A 25,577-nucleotide genomic window follows, 5' to 3' on the forward strand; every position below is an offset into this window, starting at 1 on the left:
TACCAACTATTTCTAGTGTATCGAACTTTCAAGAAGGCGTACAGGAAACGGCTCTCCGTAGACAAAGAAGAGCGACTTCTCATAGTGAAGTCGCTCGGATCATTATTTGATTAATACGCATCCTCACTTTGTACTGGTTGCGTACGACGCTTTTGTTGTTCATCTTGCCAGTCACTGAAACGTGTCAACTCTTCAAAGACTGTTTTCGTGACGAAAAGGATGACGGCGATATCGTCTGCGAAACCAAATCCGAGTACGAAATCAGGTACGAGATCAATCGGTGACACGAGGTAAATCAACGCTCCGATTACTTTTAAAATCGTCGTACGACGAATGTTGCGATATTCACCTGACTGGTACGCGCGAATCATATCGACGAACAACGTCAACGGCGAGAAGACGACGGACAAACGAGAGTTCCCGTTCACTTTAGCAGTTGCTCGTTGTAACAGCGAGTTCGTCTTTTTCGGACGATCGATATAATCTTTTGCATCTTCGGCATATTGATTTTGTTGTTTTTCTAATTGTTGATTTGAGAATTTCATTCCTGTTTTCCCCCATTCTAAAGTAACTTCAACGCTTTTCTATTTCCCTGTTCCTACGTATGATAATCCTGTCAGGTTTCAGGATATGATGGAACGGTAAAAAAGGGAGAGAAGCGTTACAGAAAGGATGATTTTTATGAATCATGTTAATCAAACCGTCATCATTACGGGAGCGGCGAATGGAATTGGTGCAGAACTCGCCCGCACCTACGCTACGCATGGCGCAAATGTCGTTCTTGCTGACATCGATCAAATGACAGGAGACGAACTAGTTCAACGAATTGAAGAAGATGGTGGGACGGCTTACTTCTATCACCTCGATATCCAACATGAAAAAGACGTTCAACTGTTGATCGAAAAAGCGATTGAACATACGGGTCGCATCGACATCGTCATCAACAACGCCGGTATCATGATCCGAAAACCCTTACTCGAATTGTCGCTTGAGGAATGGGATCGGGTTCATCATACGAACCTGCGTAGCATCTTTCTAACAACTAAGGCCGCTACACCCTATTTGAAACAAAGTAAAAGTGGTGGTCGGATCGTCAACCTCGCTTCGACCCGCGCCTTCATGTCGGAACCGCATACAGAATCTTATGCGTCGACGAAAGGTGGCATTTTTGCCCTGACCCATGCACTTGCTGTCTCACTCGGAGAAGACGGAATTCTCGTCAACGCGATTGCTCCGGGTTGGATCGAAACCGGTGACTACCAAGAATTATCACCCGAAGACCACAGTCAGCATCCAGCTGGTCGCGTTGGAAAACCAAGTGATGTCGCTCGTGCGGCTCTCTATCTGACACACCCAGATAACGATTTCTTGACGGGCGAAGCATTGGTCCTAGACGGTGGGATGACACGAAAGATGATTTATGAGGAATGATGCGTATAGGGTGCCTTTCGGGGCACTTTTTCATTTTACAAAAACTATATTTATACCTTTTTCAAACATTAATAAACCTTCTATTTATACGATGTTACAAAAATATATCTTCTGACATCATTCGGAAATCAATCAATTGCACAATGATTTTTCCTTTCATATCAACATTTTCTATTTATCCTTCTATTCATGCATTATTATTTTCATAAATTCTTCATACTTTTCGCTAGCTTCTCTTGCATTTTTTTAAAAGAATTGTAAAGTTGATTTTCCGATTTTCTTGTTAGAGTGGGAAAGGTAACACTTCATACAAGGGAAAGGAATGACGCTTAGTTTATGAAACGACCTTTCGGAAAGTCAATTGGGCTATCGCTCATGACACTCACTTTACTCGCAAGTCCGCTCATGACGACAACTCCCGTCGACGCGGCAAGTTCATATAAAGAAAAGCAACAACAAAACCAGCAACAACAATCGAAGCAACGTGAGGCGTTGTCTCAAAAGAATAACCAGTTATCTAAAGCACAACAACAAGTCTACGCACTGGATCAACAGATTAATGGGCTGACATTACAAGTCGTCGAGAATCAAAAGAAAATCGACGAAAACACGAAACAGATTGCTCGATTAGAAGATAAAATCGAGAAGCTACAAAAGAAAATCAAGAAACAAGAAAAAATGCTCGGTGATCGTCTGGCGGTCCGTCAGTCGAAAGCCGATAACGCTCCGCTGCTTGAGGCCGTATTCGGCGCAAAAGATGTCGGTGATATGATTAGCCGCTTCAATGCCTTCAATACAATCGCGGAAAGCGATGCTTCTTTGTTAAAAGATTACGAATCAAACAAAAAAGAACTGGCAGCTGCGAAAGAAGAACTAAAGCAGACACGCCAAGACTTGATTGAAGATCGTAATGTTTTAAAAAAGAAACAACGTGAACTGAAACAAGAAAAACAAAAGCGCACAGCACTTTTGAAGCGTCTGACGTCGCAAAAGAAAAAAATTGAATCCAATATCCTAAGCCTGAAAGAGGCATCGGCCCAACTGAAGGCACAGGAAGCAGCTGAAAAAGCAGCAGCACGAGCAGCAAAGGCAGCTGCCGCAAAAGCTGCGAAACAATCGGCAGCACCAGCATCTGTTAGCAAGGCCAGCACGAAAGTTATCTCAAAAGCAAAAGGTAAATTCATCAAACCTGCTCAAGGCTCTGTTTCGCAAGGAATGGGTGCAGCAAGCGGAAGCAATGGTTATGCGTACCACAATGGAACCGACTTCGCTGGTCCACTCAACTCGCCAATCGTTGCATCTGCAAGCGGGACAGTCATCTTAGCAAGTTCAGGTGGTCCTTACGGCAACCACGTCTATATCTCTCATAATATCGACGGGAAAACGTATACGACCGTGTATGCCCATATGAATGCCTTGAACGTTAAACAGGGACAACAAGTCAAACAAGGACAGCAAATCGGTGTTCTCGGAAGCACCGGTAACTCAACTGGTCCACACTTGCATTTTGAAATCCACGATGGTGGGTACCAGTATGATGCGAATGGACGGACGAATGAGCTCGACCCAGAAAGCTTCTTCTAAGTCGATTCAAGAAAAAGTGCACTTCTTCTCTTCCCGAGAAGGAGTGCACTTTTTGCTGTGTTCATTAAATTTTGAATTGATGTGTCTGACTGTCAAGCGACGTCGTCGTCGACTCGAGTTCTTGCATCAATTGATGAATCTGTTCAAACGAGGCCTGTTGATCACGCATCGAAGCAGCGATCTCTTCATTTCCAGCTGCAAGTTCTTCCATGACACCACTGACTGTACTGACTTGACCAACGACATGGCGGGCTTGTTGCTTCGAATGAACGAGTTGTTTCGTCACGTAATCGAGGGTTTCCGTCACACTCGCTACCTTTTGACGTGTTTCACCGAAAGCTTGTTGAACATGCGTAAAGTTCTCGACCTGATTCGTCTGCTCCCGCTCCGCTTGCACGAGTGCTTCTTGTAAAACAGCACCGTCCTGACGAATCGAACGGACAAGCGAGAAGATCGAGCGCGTCGCTTCGTGTGTCTCATCTGCTAACTTTTTAACTTCACTTGCCACGACGGCAAATCCTCGACCAGCTTCTCCAGCCCGTGCCGCTTCGATTGCCGCATTGAGTGACAATAAGTTCGTCTGCGCGGAGACTCCCGCGACAAGTTGTGCCATCTGTTCAATTTGTTGCGTCTGTTCTAAGAAACCTTCCAGTTTCTGACCGAGTTCGCGATTTTGTTCTGTTGACGCGCGAAGTGACCGTGCTTGCTGTTCCATGACGGAACTACTTTGAACCATCACGTGATCGGCCGCCTGTCCTTCTGCATAAGCCGTTTGTGCACGTTGTTCACTCTCTTCAAAGAGCTGTTGCATATCGGACATCGTACTGACTGTCGTCTGGATATCGTCCGACACTGTTTGTGTCCCACTTGCCATCTCATTGATCGCATGGGTCATGTTTCCCGATACTTCAACGATGTTCGCGTTCTCTGTCGTCGCTTCCGTACTCATCTGACGAATCGTGTTCGACGAACGACTAATCGTTCCGATGACCTCATGCAATGTTCCTTGCATCTGCGCAACCGCTGTCTCGAGTCGACCAATCTCATCTTTTCGACCGGATACGACTAATTCCTGCGATAAGTCTCCGTCCGAAATCTGTTCTGCCGTCCGGACGACACGGCTGATCGGTCGCGTGATGCTACGTGCGAAGTACCAGTTGTATAACGCAAGACCAATCAGGAGAATGAATGTCGCGATCAAGACAGTCCGTGTCAGATTTAATGTCTCGTCTTTTGCTTCACGTTGTAAGACATCATAAAATTCTCCGTTTTTCGTATGTAACGTGTAGAGATCACTGAGGACACCCTCAATCTGTGCAGCGTGCGAGCGAATCTCAATCGGATTCATCGCGTCCGTCAGTTCTGTCCGCTTCGTTGCAAGCGTCTTATACTTCATATCCGCCCGGTTCAACTCTTCTTGAAATGCAGGAATCAAATACGTCTTCTGTAATTCGTTTAATGCTTGTTCGTTCTTTTTACTAAGTGCTTGTACTTGCTCCGCCTGACTCTCAGACGGTTGGCTTGCCAGTCGGTTCCAGGCTGCTTGTTCGTATAAGAGCTTCGTTTCAAGTTCTGAGATCTCAACGAGCTGTTTCCCATAATCTTCGTTGTAGGACTGAATTTGACGGAGCTGGAACAAGGTCCATCCCATCAAGATGACGACACTCAAAATCGTCACTAACGTGGAGAGTAAAAATCGTTTCCGTAACGTCATTGGATCGTCACCTTACCTTCGAGCACATCTTGCTGCAGCTGCTCTAATTTTTTTCGTTCTCCGTCCGTAAAGTTCGTATTTCGGATTGGAGCCAACTGGATCGCTCCTTCTTTGACGCCAAGGACGACTTGTCCGGACTGTAGACCTTTCGCAGCTACATCTTGTCCGATTTTCGTAATCGCAAGATCAACTTGTTTTAGCATTGACGTCATGACGGCGTCAGGTGCAATCGCGGTCTGATCGCTATCGACACCGATGGCTTTTTTCCCCTTCGTTTGTGCTGCCTCAAGGACACCACTTCCCGTCAATCCAGCAGCTGCGTATAATACGTCTGCCTTTTTCTGCATCATTTCGTTTGCGAGCGTCCGTCCCTTTTCGGGCGCTGCAAAGTCTTCAGCATATTCGACGAGTACTTTTGTTTTTGGATTGACGGCTTTTGCGCCAGCTATGTATCCTTTTTCGAATTTTTCGATCAGAGGTGACTTCATCCCACCGACGAAACCAATCGTATTCGTCTTCGTTTGGATCCCTGCCGCAGCACCGGCTAAGTAACTACCCTCATCTTCCTTGAATGTAACCGAGAGCACGTTCGGTAACGTCGAAACAGCATCAATCAAGGCGAATTGTTGTTTCGGATATTTTTTAGCAACCGTTTCAAGATCCGTCTGTCCCATAAAGCCGAGTCCGACGATAACGGTCGACTTCTTTTTCGCTAACGCTTCGAATGCTGCTTTATAAGTCTTCGTTTCATTCAATTCTCGGTAATCGATCGACCAGCCTTCCTTCTCGCGTAACAACGCCATACCACTCATTGCCGCATCGCTGAACGACTGATCGCCAAGACCCACATCAGACAAGACGACTGCCATTTCCTTTCTTTCCTTGACTGCTCGTTCTGGATCATCGATGACACTGCCGCACCCTGCGAGGCTAAGTGTCGATGCCAGGATGATTCCACTCCATCGTTTCATCTATTCCACACCCTTCCAACATTCTACATCTGATTATCGGAAGCGATGTCTGACTTCTTAATACAAAATTTAAAATCAGAATACTTTCATAACAAAAAAACATGCCCCTCTTAAAAAGAGGGACATGTCAGATATTCTTAGTAGTCGCTATCAGACGTACCGCCTGTAACGATTGCAATTCCTGCTGATGCACCAATACGCGATGCACCTGCATCGATCATTGCTTTTGCACCTTCGAAGTCGCGAACACCACCAGATGCTTTAACACCGATGTCAGGACCAACTGTCTCACGCATGAGACGGATGTCTTCAACTGTAGCACCACCAGTTGAGAAACCAGTCGATGTCTTCACGAAGTTAGCACCTGCTTTAACTGAAAGTTCAGCAGCTGTTTTGATTTCTTCTTTTGTAAGAAGGCAGTTTTCGAAAATGACTTTAACAAGTGTACCGTTTGCCGCTTCGACAACCGCACGAATGTCACGTTCAACTAACTCAAGATCGCCATCTTTTAATGCGCCGATGTTGAGAACCATATCGATTTCTGTTGCACCGTTTTGGATCGCATCTTTTGTTTCAAATGCTTTCACTTCTGGTGTGTTTGCTCCAAGTGGGAAGCCGATGACTGTACATACTTTGACGTCGTCATCTGATTTTAAGAGTTCTGCTGCTAACGCGACGTATGTTGGGTTAACACAGACGCTTGCGAATTTGTATTCTAATGCTTCTTTACAGAGTGTTTCGATCTGAGCACGTGATGTTTCTGGCTTCAGTGCCGTATGGTCGATCATTCCTGCTAAATTCATGTTTGTTGTCCTCCTTAAGGGTATCCCTTAGACTCTGTTTTTATTCTATCACGCAAGAGGTCAGACTTCTATCTTTTTACGCGACTTTTCGGAGCTGTTTTTTCCGAATCCAGACACCATTGAGCGTAAAGACGATTGCTGCTGTCCAAATACATGTAAACGCCACCATGTGTGTTTTAGTAAATGGTTCATGATAAAGCAATACACCGAGTCCGAGCGACAAGGTCGGTGCGACGAATTGGAGGAATCCGACCCACGTGAATGGAATCCGTTGTGCCCCAAATCCGAATAACAAAAGTGGAACAGCGGTGACAATCCCGGTCAAGATGAGTCCGGTCGTCGTACCAACGGATTCGGTCATCGAAGACGTCCCTTGCACCTGCCAATACCCGAGAAAAATCAAGGCAAGCGGAAGCGGCGCCATCGTCTCAAGCGTCAGACTAACCGTTGATTCGAGCGGTCGCCGCTTTTTGACGACGCCGTAAAAGCCGAAGCTTAAGGCAAGTGCGATCGAAATCCATGGAAACTCGCCGTAGCCAATCGTTAAAATCAAGACACCGATTGTCGCAAGGACAATCGATACCCACTCGATCCGTGAGAGTTTTTCACGAAAGAATACGACACCGAAGACGATGCTGACGAGCGGGTTGATATAATAGCCAAGCGATGCCTCGACAATAAATTGATGATTGACGGCCCAGATATAGATGAACCAGTTCAGACTGATGATCAGTCCGTTTAAGAAAAAGAGTCGGCGCGTGAACGGATCGCGCAGCGCCGTCTTCCACTTCCCAAGCGCTTTTTGAAATGATAATAGGATGAGCAGAAATAAGAATGACCAGATGATGCGGTGTGCCAGTATCTCTTCACTCGGTACATTGGCGAGCATCTTCCAGTAGAGCGGTAAGAGTCCCCAAATGATATACGCGACAAGTGTCGCAAAGAATCCTGGTAGATTCACGTAATCCCTTCTTTCATTATGATACCTTCTTCATTCGCATCTTTCCTGCCGATAAACCGCTGATCGTAAATAGAGCAACAGCAATCCAAATGAACAGGAAAGCGATGAAGTGAATCGTTGTAAAGACGTCATTAAATAGATAAATTCCAAGGAGCAGCGTCAGCGTCGGGGCAATGTATTGGAGAATCCCGACGTAGACAAACGGGATTTTCGGCATTCCGTATCCGAATAACATCAATTGGACTGCTGTTGCGATTCCGAGCATGATGATCGCAATCAATGCACTCGTCGGCATCGCAAGCGGTTGACTATCTGTCACACCAAGCGTCAAGAGAGCGAACGGAAGCGTGACGAGTGTCTCTAAAAATAATCCGGATAATGGTTCGGCTGCTGCCTTTTTCTTCAGCACACCGTAAAATGCGAACGAGACGGCAAGCGAAAAGGCGATAATCGGAAATTGACCATAACCGAGCGTTAAAATCATCACACCGATGATTGCTGATAAAATTGCAATCACTTGCGGACGCGTCAATCGTTCCTTAAAAAAGATCAAACCGAACAAGACGCTGACGAGCGGATTGATGTAATACCCGAGTGACGACTCAACGATATACCCTTCCCCGATGGCGTACAGATAGAGCGACCAGTTCCCGCCTAATACGAGTCCTGCCGCAAGAACGGTATAGCGCTGGCGTTTGTTTTGCCATAATTGACGAACGAATTGGAATTTCTTCGTCAGGCGTAGTAACAACGTCACGAAGATGAACGCACTCAATATCCGAATTGAAACGACCGTCCATGCTGGAATACCAGCAGCAAATACTTTGTAGATCGGCAACAGTCCACCAATCACGTAGGCGACGAATGTCGCACTCATACCCCGTTTATCCACGGTCATCCCCCTTATGTATGAAGAAAGCCGCCAGTGGCGACTTTCATTGAACCTTATTGCCCGTCAAGCGTCGTAAACAACTCGCGTAATTCCTCTTCTGTCAAATCACGCCAAGAACCGATCGGTAAATCGCCAAGCTCGATGTTCATGATCCGGACGCGTTGGAGACGCTTAACTCGGTAGCCGAACTCTTTACACATACGGCGAATCTGACGATTTAACCCTTGCGTCAAAATGATCCGGAATGTCCGTGTCTCAAGTGGTTCAACGATGCATTCCTTCGTTGTCGTACCGAGAATGTCAACACCACTCGCCATCCCTTGAATGAACGTATCCGTAATTGGTGCATCGACGGTTACGATATATTCTTTATCGTGATTGTTTTCTGCTCGTAAGATCCGGTTGACGACATCACCGTCATTTGTCAAAAGAATCAAGCCGTCTGAATCTTTATCGAGGCGACCGATTGGGAAAATCCGCTTCGGATGATTGACGAAATCGATGATGTTTCCTTCGATATCAAGCTCTGTCGTACACGTGATGCCGACTGGTTTATTTAAGACGATGTAGACAGGTTTTGGTTTTGTCTGGAGCGGCTGACCGTCGATTTCGACGACGTCCGTTTCTTCAGCTTGCGAGCCGAGTTCTGCTGTCAGACCGTTGATCGTCACACGACCTGCATCGATTAGTTTATCGGCAGCACGTCTTGAGCAAAAGCCCGTTTCGCTAATGAATTTGTTGATTCGCATGAATGATATCCTCTTTCCTTAATTGAACTGTATTCAGTGTAGCGCATTCCTGAAATGAAAACAAAAAAAAGTGGCAAAGAAAACCAGAGGTTTCCTTTGCCCTTTCGATTAGACTGCAGCGTCTTTAAGTGTCTGCATGATTCGAACGAATTGACCATCATTCATCGGATAGCCGGCTTTCGTGATTTTGACACGAACGAGTTGTCCGATCATTGACTCATCGCCTTCGATTGCAACACGCAGATAGTTATCCGTGTAACCGACGAGACGACCGCCTGCTTCTTCCGAAAATTCTTCCGGAATGATCTCAAGCAGTTCTCCTTCGTATTTCGAAGCATATTCCTTCGCGAGTTGATCTGATAAAGCAATCAAACGCGCGACGCGTTCTTCTTTGATTGATTCCTCGACTTGATCGTCCATCATCGCAGCTGGTGTACCGGTCCGTTTCGAGTACGGGAAGACATGCAACTCACTGAACTTATGATCGTTGATGAAGTTGAACGTTTCCATGAACTCTTCTTCCGTCTCACCTGGGAAACCAACGATGACATCCGACGTGATTGCACAGTCAGGCAGGACTTCCTTCAGACGCGTGATCCGTTCTCCGAATTCCGCCATCGTATACTTGCGGCGCATCCGGCGAAGGACCGTATCGGATGCAGACTGGATCGGAACGTGCAAGTGACGAACGACGATTGGTGAGTCCTTCAGGACATCGAGTACCTCGTCCGTGATTTGACTCGCTTCGATCGACGAAATGCGTAAGCGTTCAAGTCCATTGACGGATTCGAGTGCTTTAAGTAATTTCGCTAAGTTGTAGTCTTTCAAGTCTTCTCCGTATCCACCTGTATGGATTCCCGTCAAGACGATTTCTTTGTAACCCGCATCAACGAGCTGTTGTGCTTGCTTCAAGACATCTTCTGGTTGACGAGACCGCATGAGACCACGCGCCCATGGGATGATACAGAACGTACAGAAGTTGTTACAGCCTTCCTGAATTTTCAGCGAAGCCCGCGTCCGGTCCGTAAAGGCCGGTACATCTAGTTCTTCATAGACTTTTGCTTTCATGATGTTTCCGACCGCATTGATTGGCATGCGTTCTTCACGGAATTGTTCAATGTATCCAATCATTTTATGCCGATCTTGCGTTCCGACGACGACATCGACGCCAGGAATCGCCATGATTTCAGCAGGAGACGTTTGGGCATAACAGCCCGTTACGCAGATGACACTATCCGGATTTTGGCGAATCGCCCGTCGGATGACTTGGCGACTTTTCTTATCTCCGGTATTCGTGACCGTACATGTATTGACGACATACACGTCCGCATGATCAGCAAAATCAACGCGTGCGTAACCAGCGTCCTTGAACAGTTGCCAGACAGCTTCTGTTTCGTAATGGTTGACTTTACAGCCAAGCGTTTGAAAGGCAACAGTTGCCATTTCGTTCACCCTTTCAATTCAAAATGATACGAGACGGCGGAAAGGACATAAAATGGTGCCGTTTCCGTCCGTAAGATGCGACGCCCTAGAGCGGCTTTTTTAAAACCGGCATCCGTCAAACGTGCGATTTCTGCTTCAGCGAACCCACCTTCAGGTCCGATGACGACAAGAAGGGAATCACCCTCTTGCAATCCAGCAAGCGTCGTAGCGAGGACGGAGGCCTCCCCTTGTTTTGCTGATTCTTCATAGGCAACCAGACAAGCCGTGTAGTTCGATGCATCCTGTAAGACTTCATCATACGCCACGAAGTCGACTGTCGGCAAGTGAGCACGGTACGATTGTTCCGCTGCTTCCTTGACGATTTTTTCGAGGCGTTCAATCTTTTTCGGAACCTTCTTCTGATCCCATTTCGAGACGGAACGGTCGGCTTCGAAAATTCGTAGATGATGGATCCCGAGTTCCGTTGCTTTTTGGGCAACGAGTTCGATCTTATCGCCTTTTGGCAATCCATGGGCGATCGTCACACGAATCGGTAATTCCGTCTCGATTGGTAGAGTCTCTTCGATCCGGGCAGAAGCCGCTTGTTTATCGAGTGCTTCCAGACGGCACCGGTAAAGACCTGTCCCGTCGAGTACGAGAATCTCTCCGCCGACTTCCATCCGCATGACGTTTTTCATATGGTGTGCGTCGTCTTTCGGGAGATGAAAGACATCTCCCTGACGCATCGAGGGCTCGACGAAATACCGTTGCATGCGTTTACTCCTCCCGTTTCGCGATGATCGCGACCCAGTCCTCAAGCTTCGTTGTCTCGACGATCGTAAATCCTGCTTCTTGCATCGCTTGGACGACCATATCCTTCTTCTGACTGATGATACCGGAAGCGATGAAATGACCGCCTGGTAACGTCAACGTATAGGCATCCTTGACGAAAAGGAGAATGACTTCCGCTAAGATGTTCGCGACGATCAACTCGACCGGCTCACTCAATTCCTTCATCAAGTCGCCTTGGCGAACTGTGATCTGCTCACTGACTTCGTTCAAAGCGACGTTTTCCGTCGCTGATTTGACAGCGACTTCGTCTAAATCGAGTGCAAAGACATCCTTTGCTCCAAGCTTCGCAGCTGCAATCGCGAGGACACCGGATCCCGTTCCGACATCGACGACACGGTCTTGCTCTTGCAAGTAGTTCTCAATCGCTTGAATACAGAGGACCGTCGTCGGGTGTGTTCCCGTTCCGAATGCCATACCTGGATCGAGCTCTATGATTTTTTCATCCGGCTGTGGCGTGTAGTCTTCCCACATCGGGACGACCGTCAGATGGCGACTAATCTTGACCGGCTTATAGAATTGTTTCCATGAATGAGCCCAATCTTCTTCATCTACTTGAGTCAGCGTGACAGCACCCGTGCCAATCGACAGACCGAAGTTCGTCAACTGCTGGATATCATGTTCGATGCCTTTGATCGTGTCCGTCAAATCGCTGCTTTCTGCAAGATACGCCTTCACGAGTACACCTTGAGTCGGGTACTCGTCTCGTTTCGTCTCATCCCAAATTTCACCGAAGTTATCTTCGCGGTGGGACATCATCTCGAAATCTTCGACGTCCTCGATGACGACTCCGCTTGCTCCCGCTTCATGTAAGATGTTTGAAACTGCTTCGATGGCTTCTTGTGTCGTATGGACACAGATCTCTGACCATTTCATTTCTTGTCACGCTCCTCTGTAGTGATCACCCTGTAAAGAATGTCTTGATCCGGCTGAAGACACCTTCGTGTTGCTCTTCGACACCTTTTTCATCGCTGATTTCATTGAATTCCCGTAAGAGTTCTTTTTGACGTTCCGTCAGATTCTTCGGTGTAATGACGACGACATTGACGTACTGGTCGCCATGGTGACCGGACCGAACGTTCGGCATCCCTTTTCCGCGGAGACGGAATCGTGATCCTGTCTGTGTTCCGGCTGGAATCTTCAGACTGACCTTACCGTGAACAGTTGGCACTTCGATCTCATCGCCAAGTGTTGCTTGCGCGAATGTCAGTGGCATATCCATGACGATATGATCGTCGACACGTTCGAACAGTTCATGTGCTGCGACACGAACGACGACATACAAGTCACCCGCTGGTCCACCGTTGACACCAGCTTCCCCTTTTCCTGCTAAGCGGATTTGTTGCCCATTGTCGATCCCTGCTGGAATTTTGACACGGACATCTTTGTTTTTACGAACGCGACCGGCTCCACGACATGTTTCACATGGCTCCTTGACGATTTGTCCACGGCCATGACATGTCGAACATGTCGTTTGGTTAACAACACGACCGAACATCGTGTTTTGTTCGACGTTGATGTGACCCGAACCACCGCATCGTTTACATGTTTCCGGATGTGTTCCTGGTTTAGCACCCGAACCATGACATGTCCCGCAATCTTCTTCGACTGGGATCGTGATCGTCTTCTCAACGCCTGTGACCGATTCCATGAAGTCGATTTCCTCGACGTATTGTAAATCCTGTCCTTTACGTGGTGCGTTTGGATCTTGACGACGTCCGCCACCGAAGAACATGTCGAAGATGTCGCCAAATCCTTCAGCTCCACTGAATCCACCGCCACCTTGTGATGGATCTTGGTGACCGAATTGGTCGTAACGTGCTCGTTTATTGTCATCGGATAACACTTCATACGCTTCCGATAATTCCTTGAATTTCGCATCCGCATCTGCTTCCTTGTTGACGTCCGGGTGATACGTCCGGGCAAGCTTACGGTACGCGCGTTTGATTTCCGCTGATGAGGCATCGCGCGCGACGCCTAGTACTTCATAATAATCGCGTTTTTCCACGTGCAGTCTTCCTCTCTCTATTCCGATTCATTTCATACTGTTTGATTTTACCGAACTTCGTGCGACATGGAAAGAGCCAAAGCGCGGATACGCTTTGGCTCTCTCTAGCGCCCGAAAAATCGGTCGGATGAATTACTTGTTGTCTTTCTCGTCGACTTCTTCGAACTCAGCGTCCATGACGTTGTCGTCTTGGCTACCAGCTTGTGCGCCTTCAGCGCCAGCTTGTTGCTGTGCCATGTTCTCGTAGACTTTTTGTGTCAACTCTTGGACGACTGTCGACAATTCGTCTTTTGCAGAACGGATTGCTTCGATGTCTGTTCCTTCGAGAGCTTTTGTTACTTTTTCTTTTGCAGCTTCTGCTTTTTCTTTATCAGCTTCAGCGACTTGCTCACCGAGGTCTTTGATTGCTTTATCTGTTGCGAAGACGAGTTGGTCTGCTTCGTTGCGTAATTCGACTTCTTCTTTACGCTTGTTGTCTGCGTCCGCGTTTGCTTCTGCATCTTTGACCATTTGCTCGATGTCCGCTTCAGTCAAACCGCTTGATGATTGGATCGTGATCGACTGTTCTTTGTTCGTTCCGAGATCTTTCGCAGAAACGTTAACGATACCGTTCGCGTCGATGTCGAATTTAACTTCGATTTGTGGCACACCACGTGGTGCTGGTGGAATGTCCGTCAATTGGAAGCGACCAAGTGTTTTGTTATCTGCTGCCATTGGACGTTCCCCTTGGAGGACGTGGATGTCAACAGCTGGTTGGCTGTCTGCTGCAGTCGAGAAGACTTGTGATTTCGAAGTTGGGATCGTTGTGTTACGATCGATCAATTTCGTCATCACGCCACCCATTGTCTCGATACCGAGTGAGAGTGGAGTTACGTCGAGAAGAACGACGTCTTTAACGTCTCCTGTCAACACGCCACCTTGAACCGCTGCACCGAGGGCAACGACTTCATCCGGGTTAACCCCTTTGAACGATTCTTTACCAGTGAAGTCTTGGATTGCTTTTTGAACTGCAGGAATACGAGTCGAACCACCAACGAGGATGATTTTGTCGATTTTGTCTGGTGTCAGACCTGCATCGTTCATAGCACGGCGTGTTGGTTCCATCGTACGTTCAACGAGATCTGCTGTAAGATCGTCGAATTTCGCGCGTGAAAGTGTCATTTCCAAGTGAAGTGGACCTGATGCGCCAGCTGTGATGAACGGAAGACTGATTTGTGTTGAAGAAACACCTGAAAGGTCTTTTTTCGCTTTTTCAGCTGCATCTTTCAAACGTTGAAGCGCCATCTTATCTTGAGCAAGATCGATGCCGTTTTCTTTTTTGAATTCTGCTACGAGATGGTCGATGATTTTTTGGTCGAAATCATCTCCACCAAGACGGCTGTCACCAGCAGTTGAAACAACTTCAAAGACGCCATCACCGAGTTCAAGGATCGACACGTCGAACGTACCGCCACCAAGGTCATAGATGAGGATCGTGTGATCTTCGCCTTTTTCGAGACCGTATGCGAGTGCTGCCGCTGTAGGCTCGTTGATGATCCGTTTTACATCAAGACCAGCAATCGTACCAGCGTCTTTTGTCGCTTGGCGTTCTGCATCGTTGAAGTAAGCAGGTACTGTGATGACAGCTTCTGTGACTTTTTCACCGAGGTAGTCTTCTGCTTGCGCTTTTAGTTTTTGAAGGATGATCGCAGAGACTTCTTGTGGTGTGTAGTCTTTGCCTTCAACTTCTACTTTATAGTCCGTACCCATATGACGCTTGATTGACATGATCGTGTTCGGGTTCGTGATCGCTTGACGTTTTGCGACTTCCCCTACTTGACGCTCGCCGTTTTTGAATGCGACGACAGATGGTGTCGTACGGTTTCCTTCTGCGTTAGCGATGACGACTGGTTCGCCACCTTCCATTACTGCAACACATGAGTTCGTTGTACCTAAGTCAATACCGATGATTTTTGCCATGATCTATTTCCTCGCTTTCAATGATTGGAATAATAAAGTGCAAGCTGATTACTCAGCTACTTTAACCATACTCGGACGAATCACACGATCGTGCAATTTGTACCCTTTTTGGAATTCAGCGATGACGACACCTGATTCGTGTTCTTCGCTCGCTTCTTGAACGACTGCTTGGTGTAAGTTCGGATCGAATGCTTCACCGACAGCTGGAATCTCGACGACGCCTTCATTTTGAAGCGTTTCGACGAGTTGACGTTTCACCATCTCAACACCCGTCAAGACGGATTTCGTCTCTTCGTTTTCCGTCTCGATTTGGAGCGCACGATCCAAGTTATCGACGAGTGGCAATAGCTTTTCGACGATCGCTTGTGAAGAATACTTCGCGCGATTCTCTGCTTCGACACGGTTGCGGCGTTTGAAGTTCTCAAAATCCGCACGGAGGCGTAATTCTGAAGCTTTTGCTTCTGCGAGTTGTGCTTCGAAGTCTGGTTTCTCGTCTTCGACGAGATCCGCTTGAATGACTTCTTCTTCTGTGACTTCGACGGTTTCAGTCGGCTCTGTCACGTTTTCTTCTTGTTGGAGGTTTTGATTCTGTTCTTTTTCTTCCACTCTGAATCGAGCCCCTTTCTATATTCAATCCAAATTGTTCTTATGCAATTCGGTTTGGAATGCTTGAAGTAGATGGATGATCGAGTTGATTCCCCGGTTGTAATCCATCCGTTTCGGTCCGATCAAGGCGAGTGTCCCGATCGAGACACCGTCGACCGAATAATGGGCCCGGATGACGCTACAATCTTTTAATGCATCCACATTGTTCTCACTCCCGATCGTGATCAGGATTTGATTATCGAGATTCGGTCGTAGGAAGTCGAGAACGGCTTCTTGCTGTTCGATCAACTCGAGAACAGGTCGTAGTTTTGCGACGTCCTGAAATTCAGGCTGATCGAACATGTTGGCTTTCCCGCCCAGATAGATGAACGGTCGCTCCTCTTGATCCGTCAAGACGAGATCAAGTGCCTTCGAAAGCAACACCGTCTGTTCAGAATGCTCTGAACGGAAGCGACGGATTTCCTCGAGCAGACGACTGCGCAAGGCTGAGAGCGGCGTACCGCGTAACGTCTGATTCAGACGTTCCATCAGTCGGCTCGCTGCTTCCTGGGACAACGCTTGACTCAATTGCAAGGTCTTGTGTTCGACATGTCCCGTCTCCGTGACGAGAACGATGACGACACGACCTTCGGCAAGAGGAATCAATTCCAGATGATGCAAGCGTTGTCCTTCTTCTTTTGGTCCAAGTACAAGCGTCGTGTAATGGGTTAAATCGCTCAACAGGTCTGCTGTGTGCCGAATCAACCGATCATTCTCATTCACGGAATGGGCAAAGAGTGATTTCAATGCCTGCGCTTCTTTTGGTGTGATGCTTTCCGGACGAATCAGATGGTCGACATAAAAACGATATCCGAGTTCGGAAGGAATCCGTCCTGCGGAAGTGTGTGGCTTTTCAATCAGACCCATCTCTTCGAGGTCCGCCATCTCGTTACGAATGGTCGCGGAACTGAACGTCACGTCGTCTCGCTTGGAGAGCGTCCGTGAGCCGACGGGTTGAGCAGTCTTGATGTAATCATCGACGATTGCACGTAAAATCAACAATTGACGATCCGTCAGCACCTTCTTCACCACCTTATTTTGTTAGCACTCACTTTTAACGAGTGCTAATTACATCTTTTACTATAAGGAATTGTCCGTCCGATGTCAACCGAATTGCGTGACCCTTTGAACAGTTTCCCATTCTGCGATACAGTGAAACAAAGAACGGAAAGGATGAATCGGATGATTGAATTATTGGCAATGGCAGGAGTCTTTGTCTGGCTGTTCATCGCGGTCATCGGAACGACTGCCTATTTTTTAAGGAAATCCAAAAAATGAAAATAAGCGGTATTCCTTTTTTTAAGGGAACACCGCTTCTTTTCATTTATTCAAGATTCATTGAACCTGCGCTTCACCGATGAACTCCGCAAAGACTTCGTTCGCTAACGGAATCCCAGCAGGCGTTAAACGGATATGTGTCTCCGTCTGTTCGACGAGACCGTTTGGCAATAAACGTTTCATGACTTCACCAAACACATCTTTAAACGCTACTCCATATTTCGTCTGGAAACGTTCGAGTGATACGCCATCCTTCATTCGAAGTCCAAGGAACATTTCTTCTTCCATCCGCTCTACGTTCGTCAACGGCGTCTCTTTTCGAACCGGTAACCCTTCCGCCTTGATATAGTGCGGAATTGGTGCGATGTTTGCACGACGCGTCTGATTGATGTAGCTGTGTGATCCTGCACCGAATCCGTAGTACTCATCGTTTTCCCAGTAGACGCGATTATGACGACTCTCTTTTCCTGTTTGCGCGAAGTTCGAGATCTCATACTGCGCATATCCACCTGCTTCGATTGTATCGATCATCACTTGATACATCTCTGCCTCGAGATCTTGCGTCGGTAGCGGTAACTTTCCTTTTCGCTCTTGAATCGCAAAGACCGTGTGCGGTTCTAAGATCAACGAATAGGAGGAGATATGCGTGATCGGTAATTGAAGTGCCCGCGAGACGTCGTAGCGGACCTGATCGAGCGTCTGATTCGGTAAGCCGAACATCAAGTCGACGGAGATGTTATCGAACCGCTTCGCTGCTGCGTCGAGCGTCTGCGCGACTTTCGCTTCCCGGTGCGTTCGACCGATGCGTTCGAGCAAACCGTCATCAAACGATTGGACACCAAAACTGACGCGATTGACACCGCCCGCCTTCATGATATCGAGCTTCTCTTCTGATACACCGTCCGGATTCGACTCGACCGTATACTCTAAATCATCGCCTGTCAGGGGCAACAAGTGTTTCTGGATGATTTCCATCAACCGTTGCATCTGTGGTTCATTTAAAGCGGTCGGTGTGCCGCCACCGATGAAGATCGTCTCGAGATGATCCGTCGGGTATTGTTTCAAGGTCAGTTCGATTTCTCGTTCGAGGGCATCGAGGTATTCATCGACGGGCTGATTCTTTAAAAAGACTTTATTGAAATCACAGTAATAACAAATATGTTCACAAAAAGGGATGTGGACATATGCGGCGCGTATTCCCATTTCGCCTCATCCTTTCTCTATAAAAACCGAAAAGGGGACGCAAGCGCCCCCCACCTTTTTAATCTTCGTCCATGGATAGAACGGACATGAAGGCTTCTTGCGGTACCTCTACTGAGCCTACCATCTTCATGCGTTTCTTACCTTCTTTTTGCTTCTCGAGCAACTTCCGTTTCCGAGAGATATCTCCCCCGTAACATTTCGCGAGAACGTTCTTCCGTAATGCCTTGATCGTCGAACGAGCAACGATCTTCGTTCCGACAGCGGCCTGGATCGGCACTTCGAACTGCATCCGCGGAATCAATTCTTTCAACTTATCAACGATGACTTTCCCGCGTTCGTACGCAAAGTCACGGTGAACGATGAAGCTGAGCGCATCGACGTTCTCGTTGTTGAGCAGGATGTCCATCTTGACGAGACGCGACTGTTGGTAGCCGATCAATTCATAATCAAGTGACGCATACCCTTTCGTACTCGATTTCAACTGATCGAAGAAGTCGTAGACGATCTCAGATAACGGTAACTCATACGTGATTTTGACACGTGTCGTATCGATATATTGCATGTCAACGAATGTCCCACGCTTCTTCTGGCACAACTCCATGATCGCACCGACGTAATCATTCGGTGTCATGACAGCAGCCTTAACGAACGGCTCTTCGATGAATTCAACTTTTTGCTGATCCGGCATCTTCGATGGGTTATCGACGTGCAAGACTTCACCCGCTGTCGTCGTCACGTGATAGATAACCGATGGTGCCGTCGTGATCATATCGATGTTGAATTCACGTTCGATCCGCTCCTGGATGATTTCCATGTGGAGCATCCCGAGGAATCCACAACGGAATCCGAATCCGAGTGCTTGTGATGTCTCTGGTTCGAACTCAAGCGCTGCGTCACTGAGTTGTAGTTTTTCAAGCGCTTCTCGTAAATCGTTGTATTTCGCAGCATCGATTGGATAGAGTCCACAGTATACCATTGGATTCATCTTCCGGTATCCTGGCAGTGCTTCAGTAGCTGGCTGTTTCGCAAGCGTAATCGTATCCCCGACACGTACGTCGCCGACCGTTTTGATCGAAGCAGACAACGTCCCAACATCACCGACCGTCAATTCTTGCTGACGTAATGGTTTTGGTGTCGCAACGGCAAGTTCCAGAACCTCAAAGTCCTTACCTGTCGACATCATCCGAATCTTATCGCCGACTTTAACTGTTCCGTTGACGATTCGAATCGATGCTACGACACCCCGGTAAGCGTCATAATAGGAGTCAAAGATCAATGCTTCGAGTGGTGCAGACGGATCACCCGTCGGCGCTGGTACTTTCTCGACGATTTGTTCGAGAATTTCTTCAATGCCGATCCCTGCCTTCGCAGAAGTCGGAACAGCTTCAGACGCATCAAGTCCGATGACATCTTCGATTTCTTGACGGACGCGTTCGACATCCGCAGAAGGTAAATCGATTTTATTAATGATCGGAAGGATTTCGAGATCGTTGTCGAGTGCTAAGTAAACGTTCGCAAGCGTCTGCGCTTCGATTCCTTGCGCCGCATCGACGACGAGGACAGCCCCTTCACAAGCTGCAAGTGAACGCGAGACTTCATATGTGAAGTCGACGTGTCCAGGTGTATCAATGAGGTGAAGAATGTAATCTTCCCCATCTTTTGCTGTATACTTCAATTGAACAGCGTTGAGTTTAATCGTGATGCCACGCTCACGTTCGAGATCCATGGCATCAAGTGTCTGATCTTTCATTTCGCGCGATGTCAACGCGCCAGTTTTTTCTAAAATTCGGTCAGCGAGTGTCGACTTCCCGTGATCGATATGGGCAATGATCGAGAAGTTACGAATACTCTTCTGCCGCTTTAAACGGTCTTCATTCGTCATGTTTAGAGTCACCTTACCTTATTTTCAAACGTACATACGGTTCATTATACCAAAAAGCGCTTCACTGTACTATCTCGTTTTGTTTTACCCGAAAAACAAAATGTGAAGATTCCCTAGACGTCGTATTGCTTTTAAGAAAAACGTTTGCTACAATTGTGTTTGTTCTGTTGAACGATAACTGCAGATATGCGAATATAAATCTCGAATGAGTTTTATTGGAGGTGAATCATCCATGGCTAACATTAAATCAGCAATCAAACGCGTTAAAACAGCTGAAAAACGCCGCGTCGCTAACGTACAACGTAAATCGGCAATGCGTTCAGCGATTAAAGCAGTCGAAACTTTCGCAGCTGAAGGTAACAAAGACCAAGCGGTCCTTGCTTTCGCTACAGCTTCTAAAAAAATCGACAAAGCTGCTGCTAAAGGTCTCATCCACAGCAACAAAGCTGGTCGTGACAAATCACGTCTCGCTAAACTCGTAAACGCACTTTAATTCTTTCCGAAGAATACGGTGATGGGTCGCCACTAGGAGGGTTCTCCAGTGGCGATTTTTTATATGATCTGAAATGGCGGACGAAGGACTCGTGTAAAACGATTCCTTCGTCCGCCATTTCTTGTCTTACTTGTCGTCTAGACGATCGATCATGACATAGTGAAGACCGATCCCTTCAATGAGGAACGGTTCTCCAACACGTTCCAGTCCGAGGCGTTCATAAAAAGGAAGTGCCGTGACGCGGGCGTTACACCACCAAGCTGTCACTTGTCGTTCTTTCAATAGACGACGGGCTTCTTCGATCAGCGCCCGACCATACCCTTCACCACGCACGTCTTCACTCGACGCCATACCACGAAGCTGATACGTCGCTCCTGGCGCTTGTGCATGCGATTGTTCCGAGAAACTACCGATTGCGACGATTTGTTGTGCTTTTATCCCGCCGAGATGAAACGTCGATGCAAGCGCATCGTCTGGGTAGATACATGCTTCACGTGGTTGATGTGGACGTAACACATCATGCCGTAATGGGATGACCTCTTCTGCTGTAATGATCTGGACTTCCATCATCGTTTGCCTCCTCTTATAGCGTCGCTAAGCGAACGATCAACGCATCGAATAGAATCTTCTTATCACCGCGTCCTGTTTTCATACCTTCATCTGTCGTCGTGATGGCGATTAGTGCTTGCTCGAGCTGCGCAAACGTAAACCGTTTGGCAGACTGGAGTGCCAATTTGATCGCATACGGATGAGCTCCGACTTTTGATGCGATTTGTCGTTCTCCGTATCCTTGTTCTGCTAATCGTTTCGACAGCAACATCATCCGGTATTGGCGTGCCATCAGTCCAAGGAGAGCCAACACTTCCTGTCCTTGTTTTTCAAGGTCGCGAATCAAGCGGATCGCTGGTTCGAGTTGACGCTTCATCAAGTAGTCCGTTAATTGAAAGACGTTGTCCTCTAATGTCCGCGGAACAAGCAAATCGACATCCTCGATTTCGATTGTTGGTCGGTCCCCTGCAAACAACATCAACTTCTCAAGTTCATGGGCTAATGTCCCCCACATCTCAGCAGTCAAGAAAATGAGTCGCTCGATTGCCGGACGTTCCATCCGGTATCCTTTGTCGTTGACAGCATCCAGAACGAAGCGGAACAACTCTTCGGTCGTCGGTTTTTTTGCCTCTAGTACCGTCGCGCGCTCCTTCAATCGTTTGACGACGGTTTTTCGTTCATCGAGCTTTTCTGCTTCGACGATCAAGACAACGACCGCGTAGTCTGCCGGTTGTAGGATATAATCTGCTAACCGTTCGAGATTATGTTGTTTTTTATCTTTCGCTCCTGTCAGAAACGTTGCAGGTTTTGCAACGACGACACGGTAGTCGCTTAAAAAGGGTACCGTCTCCGCTTCATCGAGTACCGCATCAAGCGGTTGGTCGTTCAAATCGATTTTCATATAATCAAAGCGTTCTCCGTCTGGCAGAGCCGCTTTTACGATTTCACGTTCCCATTCTTCTAACAAGTGTCGTTCTGTTCCATATAATAAGTATAAATTCGCTAATTTTCCGTTGACGAGCCAAGGAGTTTTCATCATTCCCACCACATTTCACAGTTTGTTCTTAACTTCATCATAGATAATCCTCTTTTATTCCGCTATACTAGAAGCGGAATCTATTAAGGGGGAATGCAGCATGGCACATTCAGTACGCCCACCAAGTGAAAACGCGTTCGAGAACGATATTCAATCAAAACGCAACGATGCGCTCGACTCTGCCGTTGGTTTTGGTGCATCATTCGGCTTCTTCGCAGTCTTGTTCATCATCGGTGTCGCAATTAAGTTCTTAAGTCTATAATCAGTAAAACAGCAACCTTGGGGGGTTGCTGTTTTTTTATTTTATCATAGGTTCACAGCCCGCTGAAGAACAAGTTACACTCCCGTCCTCATCCGTTCGAAAGACGATCCGATCTGTCCCGATCCGCTCAAGCACGTCCGGATGCGGATGCCCGTATCGATTTTTTCGTCCGACTGATAAGATGACAATCTTCGGATTTGTCTTCTGCAAGAGTTCTTCACCGGTCGACGTGTTCGAACCATGATGACCTGCTTTTAGAATATCGATTGGTCCAACGCTTAATTCGTCCTCGATTGCTAGGCCAGCGTCACCCGTCAGTAAAACACGTTGTTTGGCAATCTGTGCAAGTAATATAATAGACCGATCGTTCTCTTCTTCTTCTCGTCCAGTCGGTGCAAGTACCTGCAACCAAGGACGAATCGTTTGCCCCTTTTGAACGAACTCGACACGCGTCCCAGTTGCTTCGATCGAACGAATCAAATCGTTTCGCTTCTCATCCGTGTTGTCATACGCCCCTAAATAAATGGTTTTCACGCGAACTTGACGCAGTAATCCTAGCAGTCCACCGACGTGATCATGATCAGCGTGCGTCACGATGAGACCGTCGATTTCTGCTTCTCCTCGTGTGAATAAAAAGGGCGCGACGATATGACTACCTGGATCGAACGGACGGAGCAGTGGATGCGTTGTTTGCTGATAAACACCACCTGTGTCTACGACGAACGTCTCTCCTGCTTTCTCAAGTACGATACTATCCCCTTGCCCGACATCTAAAAACGTGATTTGTTCAGGTACGCGCCACTCCGTATACCCCCATGCCGTAAGTAAAAGAATCAGCGGGAGTGCATGCCCCCACCATCTCCGCTCAGCAATATACCAAGCGATTCCTGTTCCGACAACGACGATTGTCAAGACGATCGGAGAAAATGCTGGAACGGCAACCATCGCCAACGGCAGATTCTCCGCCAGTCGTAACGCTTGGTCCATCCATTGAATCGCGTACTGATGCGCGATCTGAAACGTTGAACGAATCGGTAAGAACGGGAGTGTCGCCAGAATGAACGATCCCGGCAGAATCACCCACTCAATCCAGCTACCAATCAATAGATTCAACAATGGCGACCAAATTGAAACCGTCGTCTGTTCAATCCCCTGTAAAAAGAGGAGGGTTCCAAACTGTGCCCAAGCACTGATAAGCAGCCAGTTCCAAGGACGACGAACCGAACCCATGAGTCGTCTCGACAGCACAAGAAACAGCGTCAGTCCGACCGTCAATTGAAATCCGATATCGTAAATGACAGTTGGTTGAATCGCTAATTGAAAAGCCGCGACCCCCGCAATGACCTCCACCGGATCTAACGGTTTGTGGAAACGACGACCGAGCAGCAGAATCATCGCGACGAGCACAGCCCGAGTGACTGGAGGACTCCACTCCGTCAACCATCCGTAAATCGGCAGTAAGATCAGAACGATATCAAGTCGTTTTTCTTTTGTCATCCTGATTTTTCGTAAGACGTACAGCAGACTAAACACTAAAAAAGCGATATGTGATCCTGAGATGACGATCGCATGTAATAAGCCGAATTTCTTAAACCGTTCGATCGTCACTTGATCCATTAATCGATCCTCACCAAATACAAGTGCTTCGACGTAAAATGCTTGCTTTTGTGGTAACAAGTCTTCTATCCGTTTCAACCATCCTTCACGTACCCGTCTTCCTTCTGCCGCATATCCAAGTGTCGGATGACAGGAATCAAACGAACGTACTTCCCACTTTCCAGCGTAACGATTCGTATGCATGAATTGCAGTTCGTCAAAACCTCCCGCATTCGATTGTTGACGGACATCGAGCGGTTCCGTATCGACGTGACAGGAGTAACCGATTCGTTCGTATCCTGTCTCATCTTCTGCAATCGTTGCCGTCAATAGAATCGATTGACCGTTGCTCTCCGCATCATAGCGAATTCGATCCCCATTACGCTTACCTGATAAGATGTCAACAGACGAGACGTCGTGCGGTTCAGGTGACAGATGACCCATTCCGATGAATAGAAAACTCAGAATGAACAAAAAGAAAAGACGACCGATTGAAAAAGACCATGACTTCATGATTGCAAAGAGCATCAGGAACACTAACCACCAGATCGATTCTTTAATGGCGACAATGAGTAAGAGAACGAACAGCGTATGAAGTGGCATCAGTAGACGATCAGGTAGGATTTAAGCGATTCTAACGTCTTTTCCCCAAAGCCCTTCACATCTCCGAGTGATTCATACGTCGCAAATCCCCCCTTCTCCTCACGGTAGGCCAAGATCGCTTCTGCTTTGGCAGGACCGATTCCCGGAACCTCCATCAACTGTTCCGCCGTTGCCGCATTGAGGTCAATCAGTCCTTTTGGTATCTCTGCTTTTGAGCGTTTCGTTGGTTTCGGCTGATCTTTCGTCTTTTTTACCGGCACGATGACTTCCTGTCCATCAATGAGACGTGCCGCGAGATTCATTTGTCGAATGTCAGCTTTCTCAGTCGTCTTTGCTTTTTCGATTGCATCCTTCACTCGATCACCGAGGTGGAATTGATAGGGTCCAGGTGCTTCTACCGCCCCTTTTATGTCGACCATGATGAGTTTGTCACGAATCGAAGTCTCCTTTTCTGCTGGCTCTGCTTTTGCCTCTTGTTGTTTATCTGTTAAGGACGGTTGATCGACCATCGCTTCATTCGAACAAGAGGGTAATGGTACGAACAATAAAATGATGAGTAGCAGGACGACGACGAGACCTGCGATTTGTTGCAAACGTGGAACGGTCAAGACGAATCCCTCCTTTTTCCACGACTCTAACAGGTCGCTACGGACTTCAGGAAACGAAGGAATACACACTAACCACTCT

Annotated in this window: 24 protein-coding genes; 4 read left to right on the top strand and 20 right to left on the bottom strand. The window is 47.4% G+C overall.

Annotation, left to right across the window (positions count from 1 at the left end):
* Positions 1 to 110: 110 nt before the first annotated feature.
* On the bottom strand, positions 111 to 545 hold the full coding sequence (locus tag B3G15_RS03395) for a YkvA family protein (protein WP_029341012.1): 435 nt from the start codon (positions 543 to 545) through the stop codon (positions 111 to 113).
* A 136-nt stretch (positions 546 to 681) separates the two neighbouring features.
* Here B3G15_RS03395 and B3G15_RS03400 point away from each other — a divergent pair, with 136 nt between their 5' ends.
* Together B3G15_RS03400 and B3G15_RS03405 are read left to right on the top strand one after the other, a co-directional pair.
* Entirely contained in the window at positions 682 to 1,431 is a 750-nt protein-coding gene (locus B3G15_RS03400) for an SDR family NAD(P)-dependent oxidoreductase (RefSeq protein WP_290715675.1), read from the top strand.
* A 336-nt stretch (positions 1,432 to 1,767) separates the two neighbouring features.
* Positions 1,768 to 3,015: a murein hydrolase activator EnvC family protein gene (locus tag B3G15_RS03405; RefSeq protein WP_133207947.1), complete on the top strand. Its 1,248-nt coding sequence runs from the start codon at positions 1,768 to 1,770 to the stop codon at positions 3,013 to 3,015.
* A gap of 64 nt (positions 3,016 to 3,079) precedes the next feature.
* Here the strand turns inward: B3G15_RS03405 and B3G15_RS03410 are convergent, their stop codons facing one another.
* The 15 genes from B3G15_RS03410 to lepA all read right to left on the bottom strand — a co-directional run bounded on the left by B3G15_RS03410 (position 3,080) and on the right by lepA (position 20,351).
* Positions 3,080 to 4,729 carry a methyl-accepting chemotaxis protein gene (locus B3G15_RS03410; RefSeq protein ID WP_050676930.1) on the bottom strand — a complete coding sequence of 550 codons (1,650 nt, stop codon included), beginning with the start codon at positions 4,727 to 4,729 and terminating at the stop codon, positions 3,080 to 3,082.
* The gene (locus B3G15_RS03415) at positions 4,726 to 5,700 is read right to left on the bottom strand and encodes a BMP family lipoprotein (RefSeq protein ID WP_290715682.1); all 975 of its coding nucleotides are present in this window, start codon (positions 5,698 to 5,700) and stop codon (positions 4,726 to 4,728) included. The genes B3G15_RS03410 and B3G15_RS03415 overlap by 4 nt, the downstream gene beginning before the upstream one ends.
* A gap of 137 nt (positions 5,701 to 5,837) precedes the next feature.
* On the bottom strand, positions 5,838 to 6,503 hold the full coding sequence (deoC, locus tag B3G15_RS03420) for a deoxyribose-phosphate aldolase (protein ID WP_023467449.1): 666 nt from the start codon (positions 6,501 to 6,503) through the stop codon (positions 5,838 to 5,840).
* Positions 6,504 to 6,579: 76 nt separating this feature from the next.
* Positions 6,580 to 7,464 carry an EamA family transporter RarD gene (rarD, locus tag B3G15_RS03425; RefSeq protein WP_050676932.1) on the bottom strand — a complete coding sequence of 295 codons (885 nt, stop codon included), beginning with the start codon at positions 7,462 to 7,464 and terminating at the stop codon, positions 6,580 to 6,582.
* Between the two features lie 16 nt (positions 7,465 to 7,480).
* Entirely contained in the window at positions 7,481 to 8,356 is an 876-nt protein-coding gene (gene rarD, locus B3G15_RS03430; protein WP_050676933.1) for an EamA family transporter RarD, read from the bottom strand.
* A 53-nt stretch (positions 8,357 to 8,409) separates the two neighbouring features.
* Positions 8,410 to 9,105 carry a 23S rRNA pseudouridine(2604) synthase RluF gene (gene rluF / locus B3G15_RS03435; protein WP_023467446.1) on the bottom strand — a complete coding sequence of 232 codons (696 nt, stop codon included), beginning with the start codon at positions 9,103 to 9,105 and terminating at the stop codon, positions 8,410 to 8,412.
* A 108-nt stretch (positions 9,106 to 9,213) separates the two neighbouring features.
* Positions 9,214 to 10,548: a tRNA (N(6)-L-threonylcarbamoyladenosine(37)-C(2))-methylthiotransferase MtaB gene (gene mtaB / locus B3G15_RS03440; protein WP_023467445.1), complete on the bottom strand. Its 1,335-nt coding sequence runs from the start codon at positions 10,546 to 10,548 to the stop codon at positions 9,214 to 9,216.
* 5 nt (positions 10,549 to 10,553) lie between these two features.
* Positions 10,554 to 11,300 (bottom strand): 16S rRNA (uracil(1498)-N(3))-methyltransferase, encoded by a 747-nt coding sequence (locus B3G15_RS03445; RefSeq protein ID WP_214854793.1) that lies wholly within the window; start codon positions 11,298 to 11,300, stop codon positions 10,554 to 10,556.
* A gap of 4 nt (positions 11,301 to 11,304) precedes the next feature.
* Positions 11,305 to 12,252, bottom strand: coding sequence for a 50S ribosomal protein L11 methyltransferase (gene prmA / locus B3G15_RS03450; RefSeq protein ID WP_058704803.1), 948 nt, complete (start codon positions 12,250 to 12,252; stop codon positions 11,305 to 11,307).
* A 25-nt stretch (positions 12,253 to 12,277) separates the two neighbouring features.
* The gene (gene dnaJ, locus B3G15_RS03455; RefSeq protein ID WP_023467442.1) at positions 12,278 to 13,384 is read right to left on the bottom strand and encodes a molecular chaperone DnaJ; all 1,107 of its coding nucleotides are present in this window, start codon (positions 13,382 to 13,384) and stop codon (positions 12,278 to 12,280) included.
* A 132-nt stretch (positions 13,385 to 13,516) separates the two neighbouring features.
* Entirely contained in the window at positions 13,517 to 15,343 is a 1,827-nt protein-coding gene (dnaK, locus tag B3G15_RS03460) for a molecular chaperone DnaK (RefSeq protein ID WP_064300340.1), read from the bottom strand.
* Positions 15,344 to 15,391: 48 nt separating this feature from the next.
* Complete coding sequence (gene grpE / locus B3G15_RS03465) at positions 15,392 to 15,949, bottom strand: nucleotide exchange factor GrpE (protein WP_023467440.1); 558 nt, start codon at positions 15,947 to 15,949, stop codon at positions 15,392 to 15,394.
* 24 nt (positions 15,950 to 15,973) lie between these two features.
* Entirely contained in the window at positions 15,974 to 17,008 is a 1,035-nt protein-coding gene (hrcA, locus tag B3G15_RS03470) for a heat-inducible transcriptional repressor HrcA (protein ID WP_064300341.1), read from the bottom strand.
* 315 nt (positions 17,009 to 17,323) lie between these two features.
* A complete protein-coding gene (gene hemW, locus B3G15_RS03475) occupies positions 17,324 to 18,469 on the bottom strand; it encodes a radical SAM family heme chaperone HemW (RefSeq protein ID WP_064300342.1) in 1,146 nt (381 codons plus the stop codon).
* Positions 18,470 to 18,527: 58 nt separating this feature from the next.
* Positions 18,528 to 20,351: a translation elongation factor 4 gene (gene lepA / locus B3G15_RS03480; protein WP_023467435.1), complete on the bottom strand. Its 1,824-nt coding sequence runs from the start codon at positions 20,349 to 20,351 to the stop codon at positions 18,528 to 18,530.
* A 232-nt stretch (positions 20,352 to 20,583) separates the two neighbouring features.
* Between lepA and rpsT the strand changes: the two genes are divergently transcribed.
* Positions 20,584 to 20,844, top strand: coding sequence for a 30S ribosomal protein S20 (gene rpsT / locus B3G15_RS03485; RefSeq protein WP_023467434.1), 261 nt, complete (start codon positions 20,584 to 20,586; stop codon positions 20,842 to 20,844).
* Positions 20,845 to 20,970: 126 nt separating this feature from the next.
* Here the strand turns inward: rpsT and B3G15_RS03490 are convergent, their stop codons facing one another.
* Positions 20,971 to 21,414, bottom strand: coding sequence for a GNAT family N-acetyltransferase (locus B3G15_RS03490; RefSeq protein WP_041255011.1), 444 nt, complete (start codon positions 21,412 to 21,414; stop codon positions 20,971 to 20,973).
* 13 nt (positions 21,415 to 21,427) lie between these two features.
* Complete coding sequence (gene holA, locus B3G15_RS03495) at positions 21,428 to 22,429, bottom strand: DNA polymerase III subunit delta (RefSeq protein WP_023467432.1); 1,002 nt, start codon at positions 22,427 to 22,429, stop codon at positions 21,428 to 21,430.
* A 100-nt stretch (positions 22,430 to 22,529) separates the two neighbouring features.
* On the opposite strand from holA, the gene B3G15_RS03500 reads away from it, so the two are divergent.
* A complete protein-coding gene (locus B3G15_RS03500; protein WP_023467431.1) occupies positions 22,530 to 22,691 on the top strand; it encodes a YqzM family protein in 162 nt (53 codons plus the stop codon).
* A gap of 36 nt (positions 22,692 to 22,727) precedes the next feature.
* Here the strand turns inward: B3G15_RS03500 and B3G15_RS03505 are convergent, their stop codons facing one another.
* Positions 22,728 to 24,890, bottom strand: coding sequence for a DNA internalization-related competence protein ComEC/Rec2 (locus B3G15_RS03505; RefSeq protein ID WP_290715715.1), 2,163 nt, complete (start codon positions 24,888 to 24,890; stop codon positions 22,728 to 22,730).
* The gene (locus tag B3G15_RS03510; RefSeq protein WP_064300428.1) at positions 24,890 to 25,498 is read right to left on the bottom strand and encodes a helix-hairpin-helix domain-containing protein; all 609 of its coding nucleotides are present in this window, start codon (positions 25,496 to 25,498) and stop codon (positions 24,890 to 24,892) included. The genes B3G15_RS03505 and B3G15_RS03510 overlap by 1 nt, the downstream gene beginning before the upstream one ends.
* Positions 25,499 to 25,577 lie beyond the last annotated feature (79 nt).

The organism is Exiguobacterium sp. UBA1053, assembly GCF_002316465.1.
Lineage (GTDB): Bacteria > Bacillota > Bacilli > Exiguobacteriales > Exiguobacteriaceae > Exiguobacterium_A > Exiguobacterium_A abrahamii.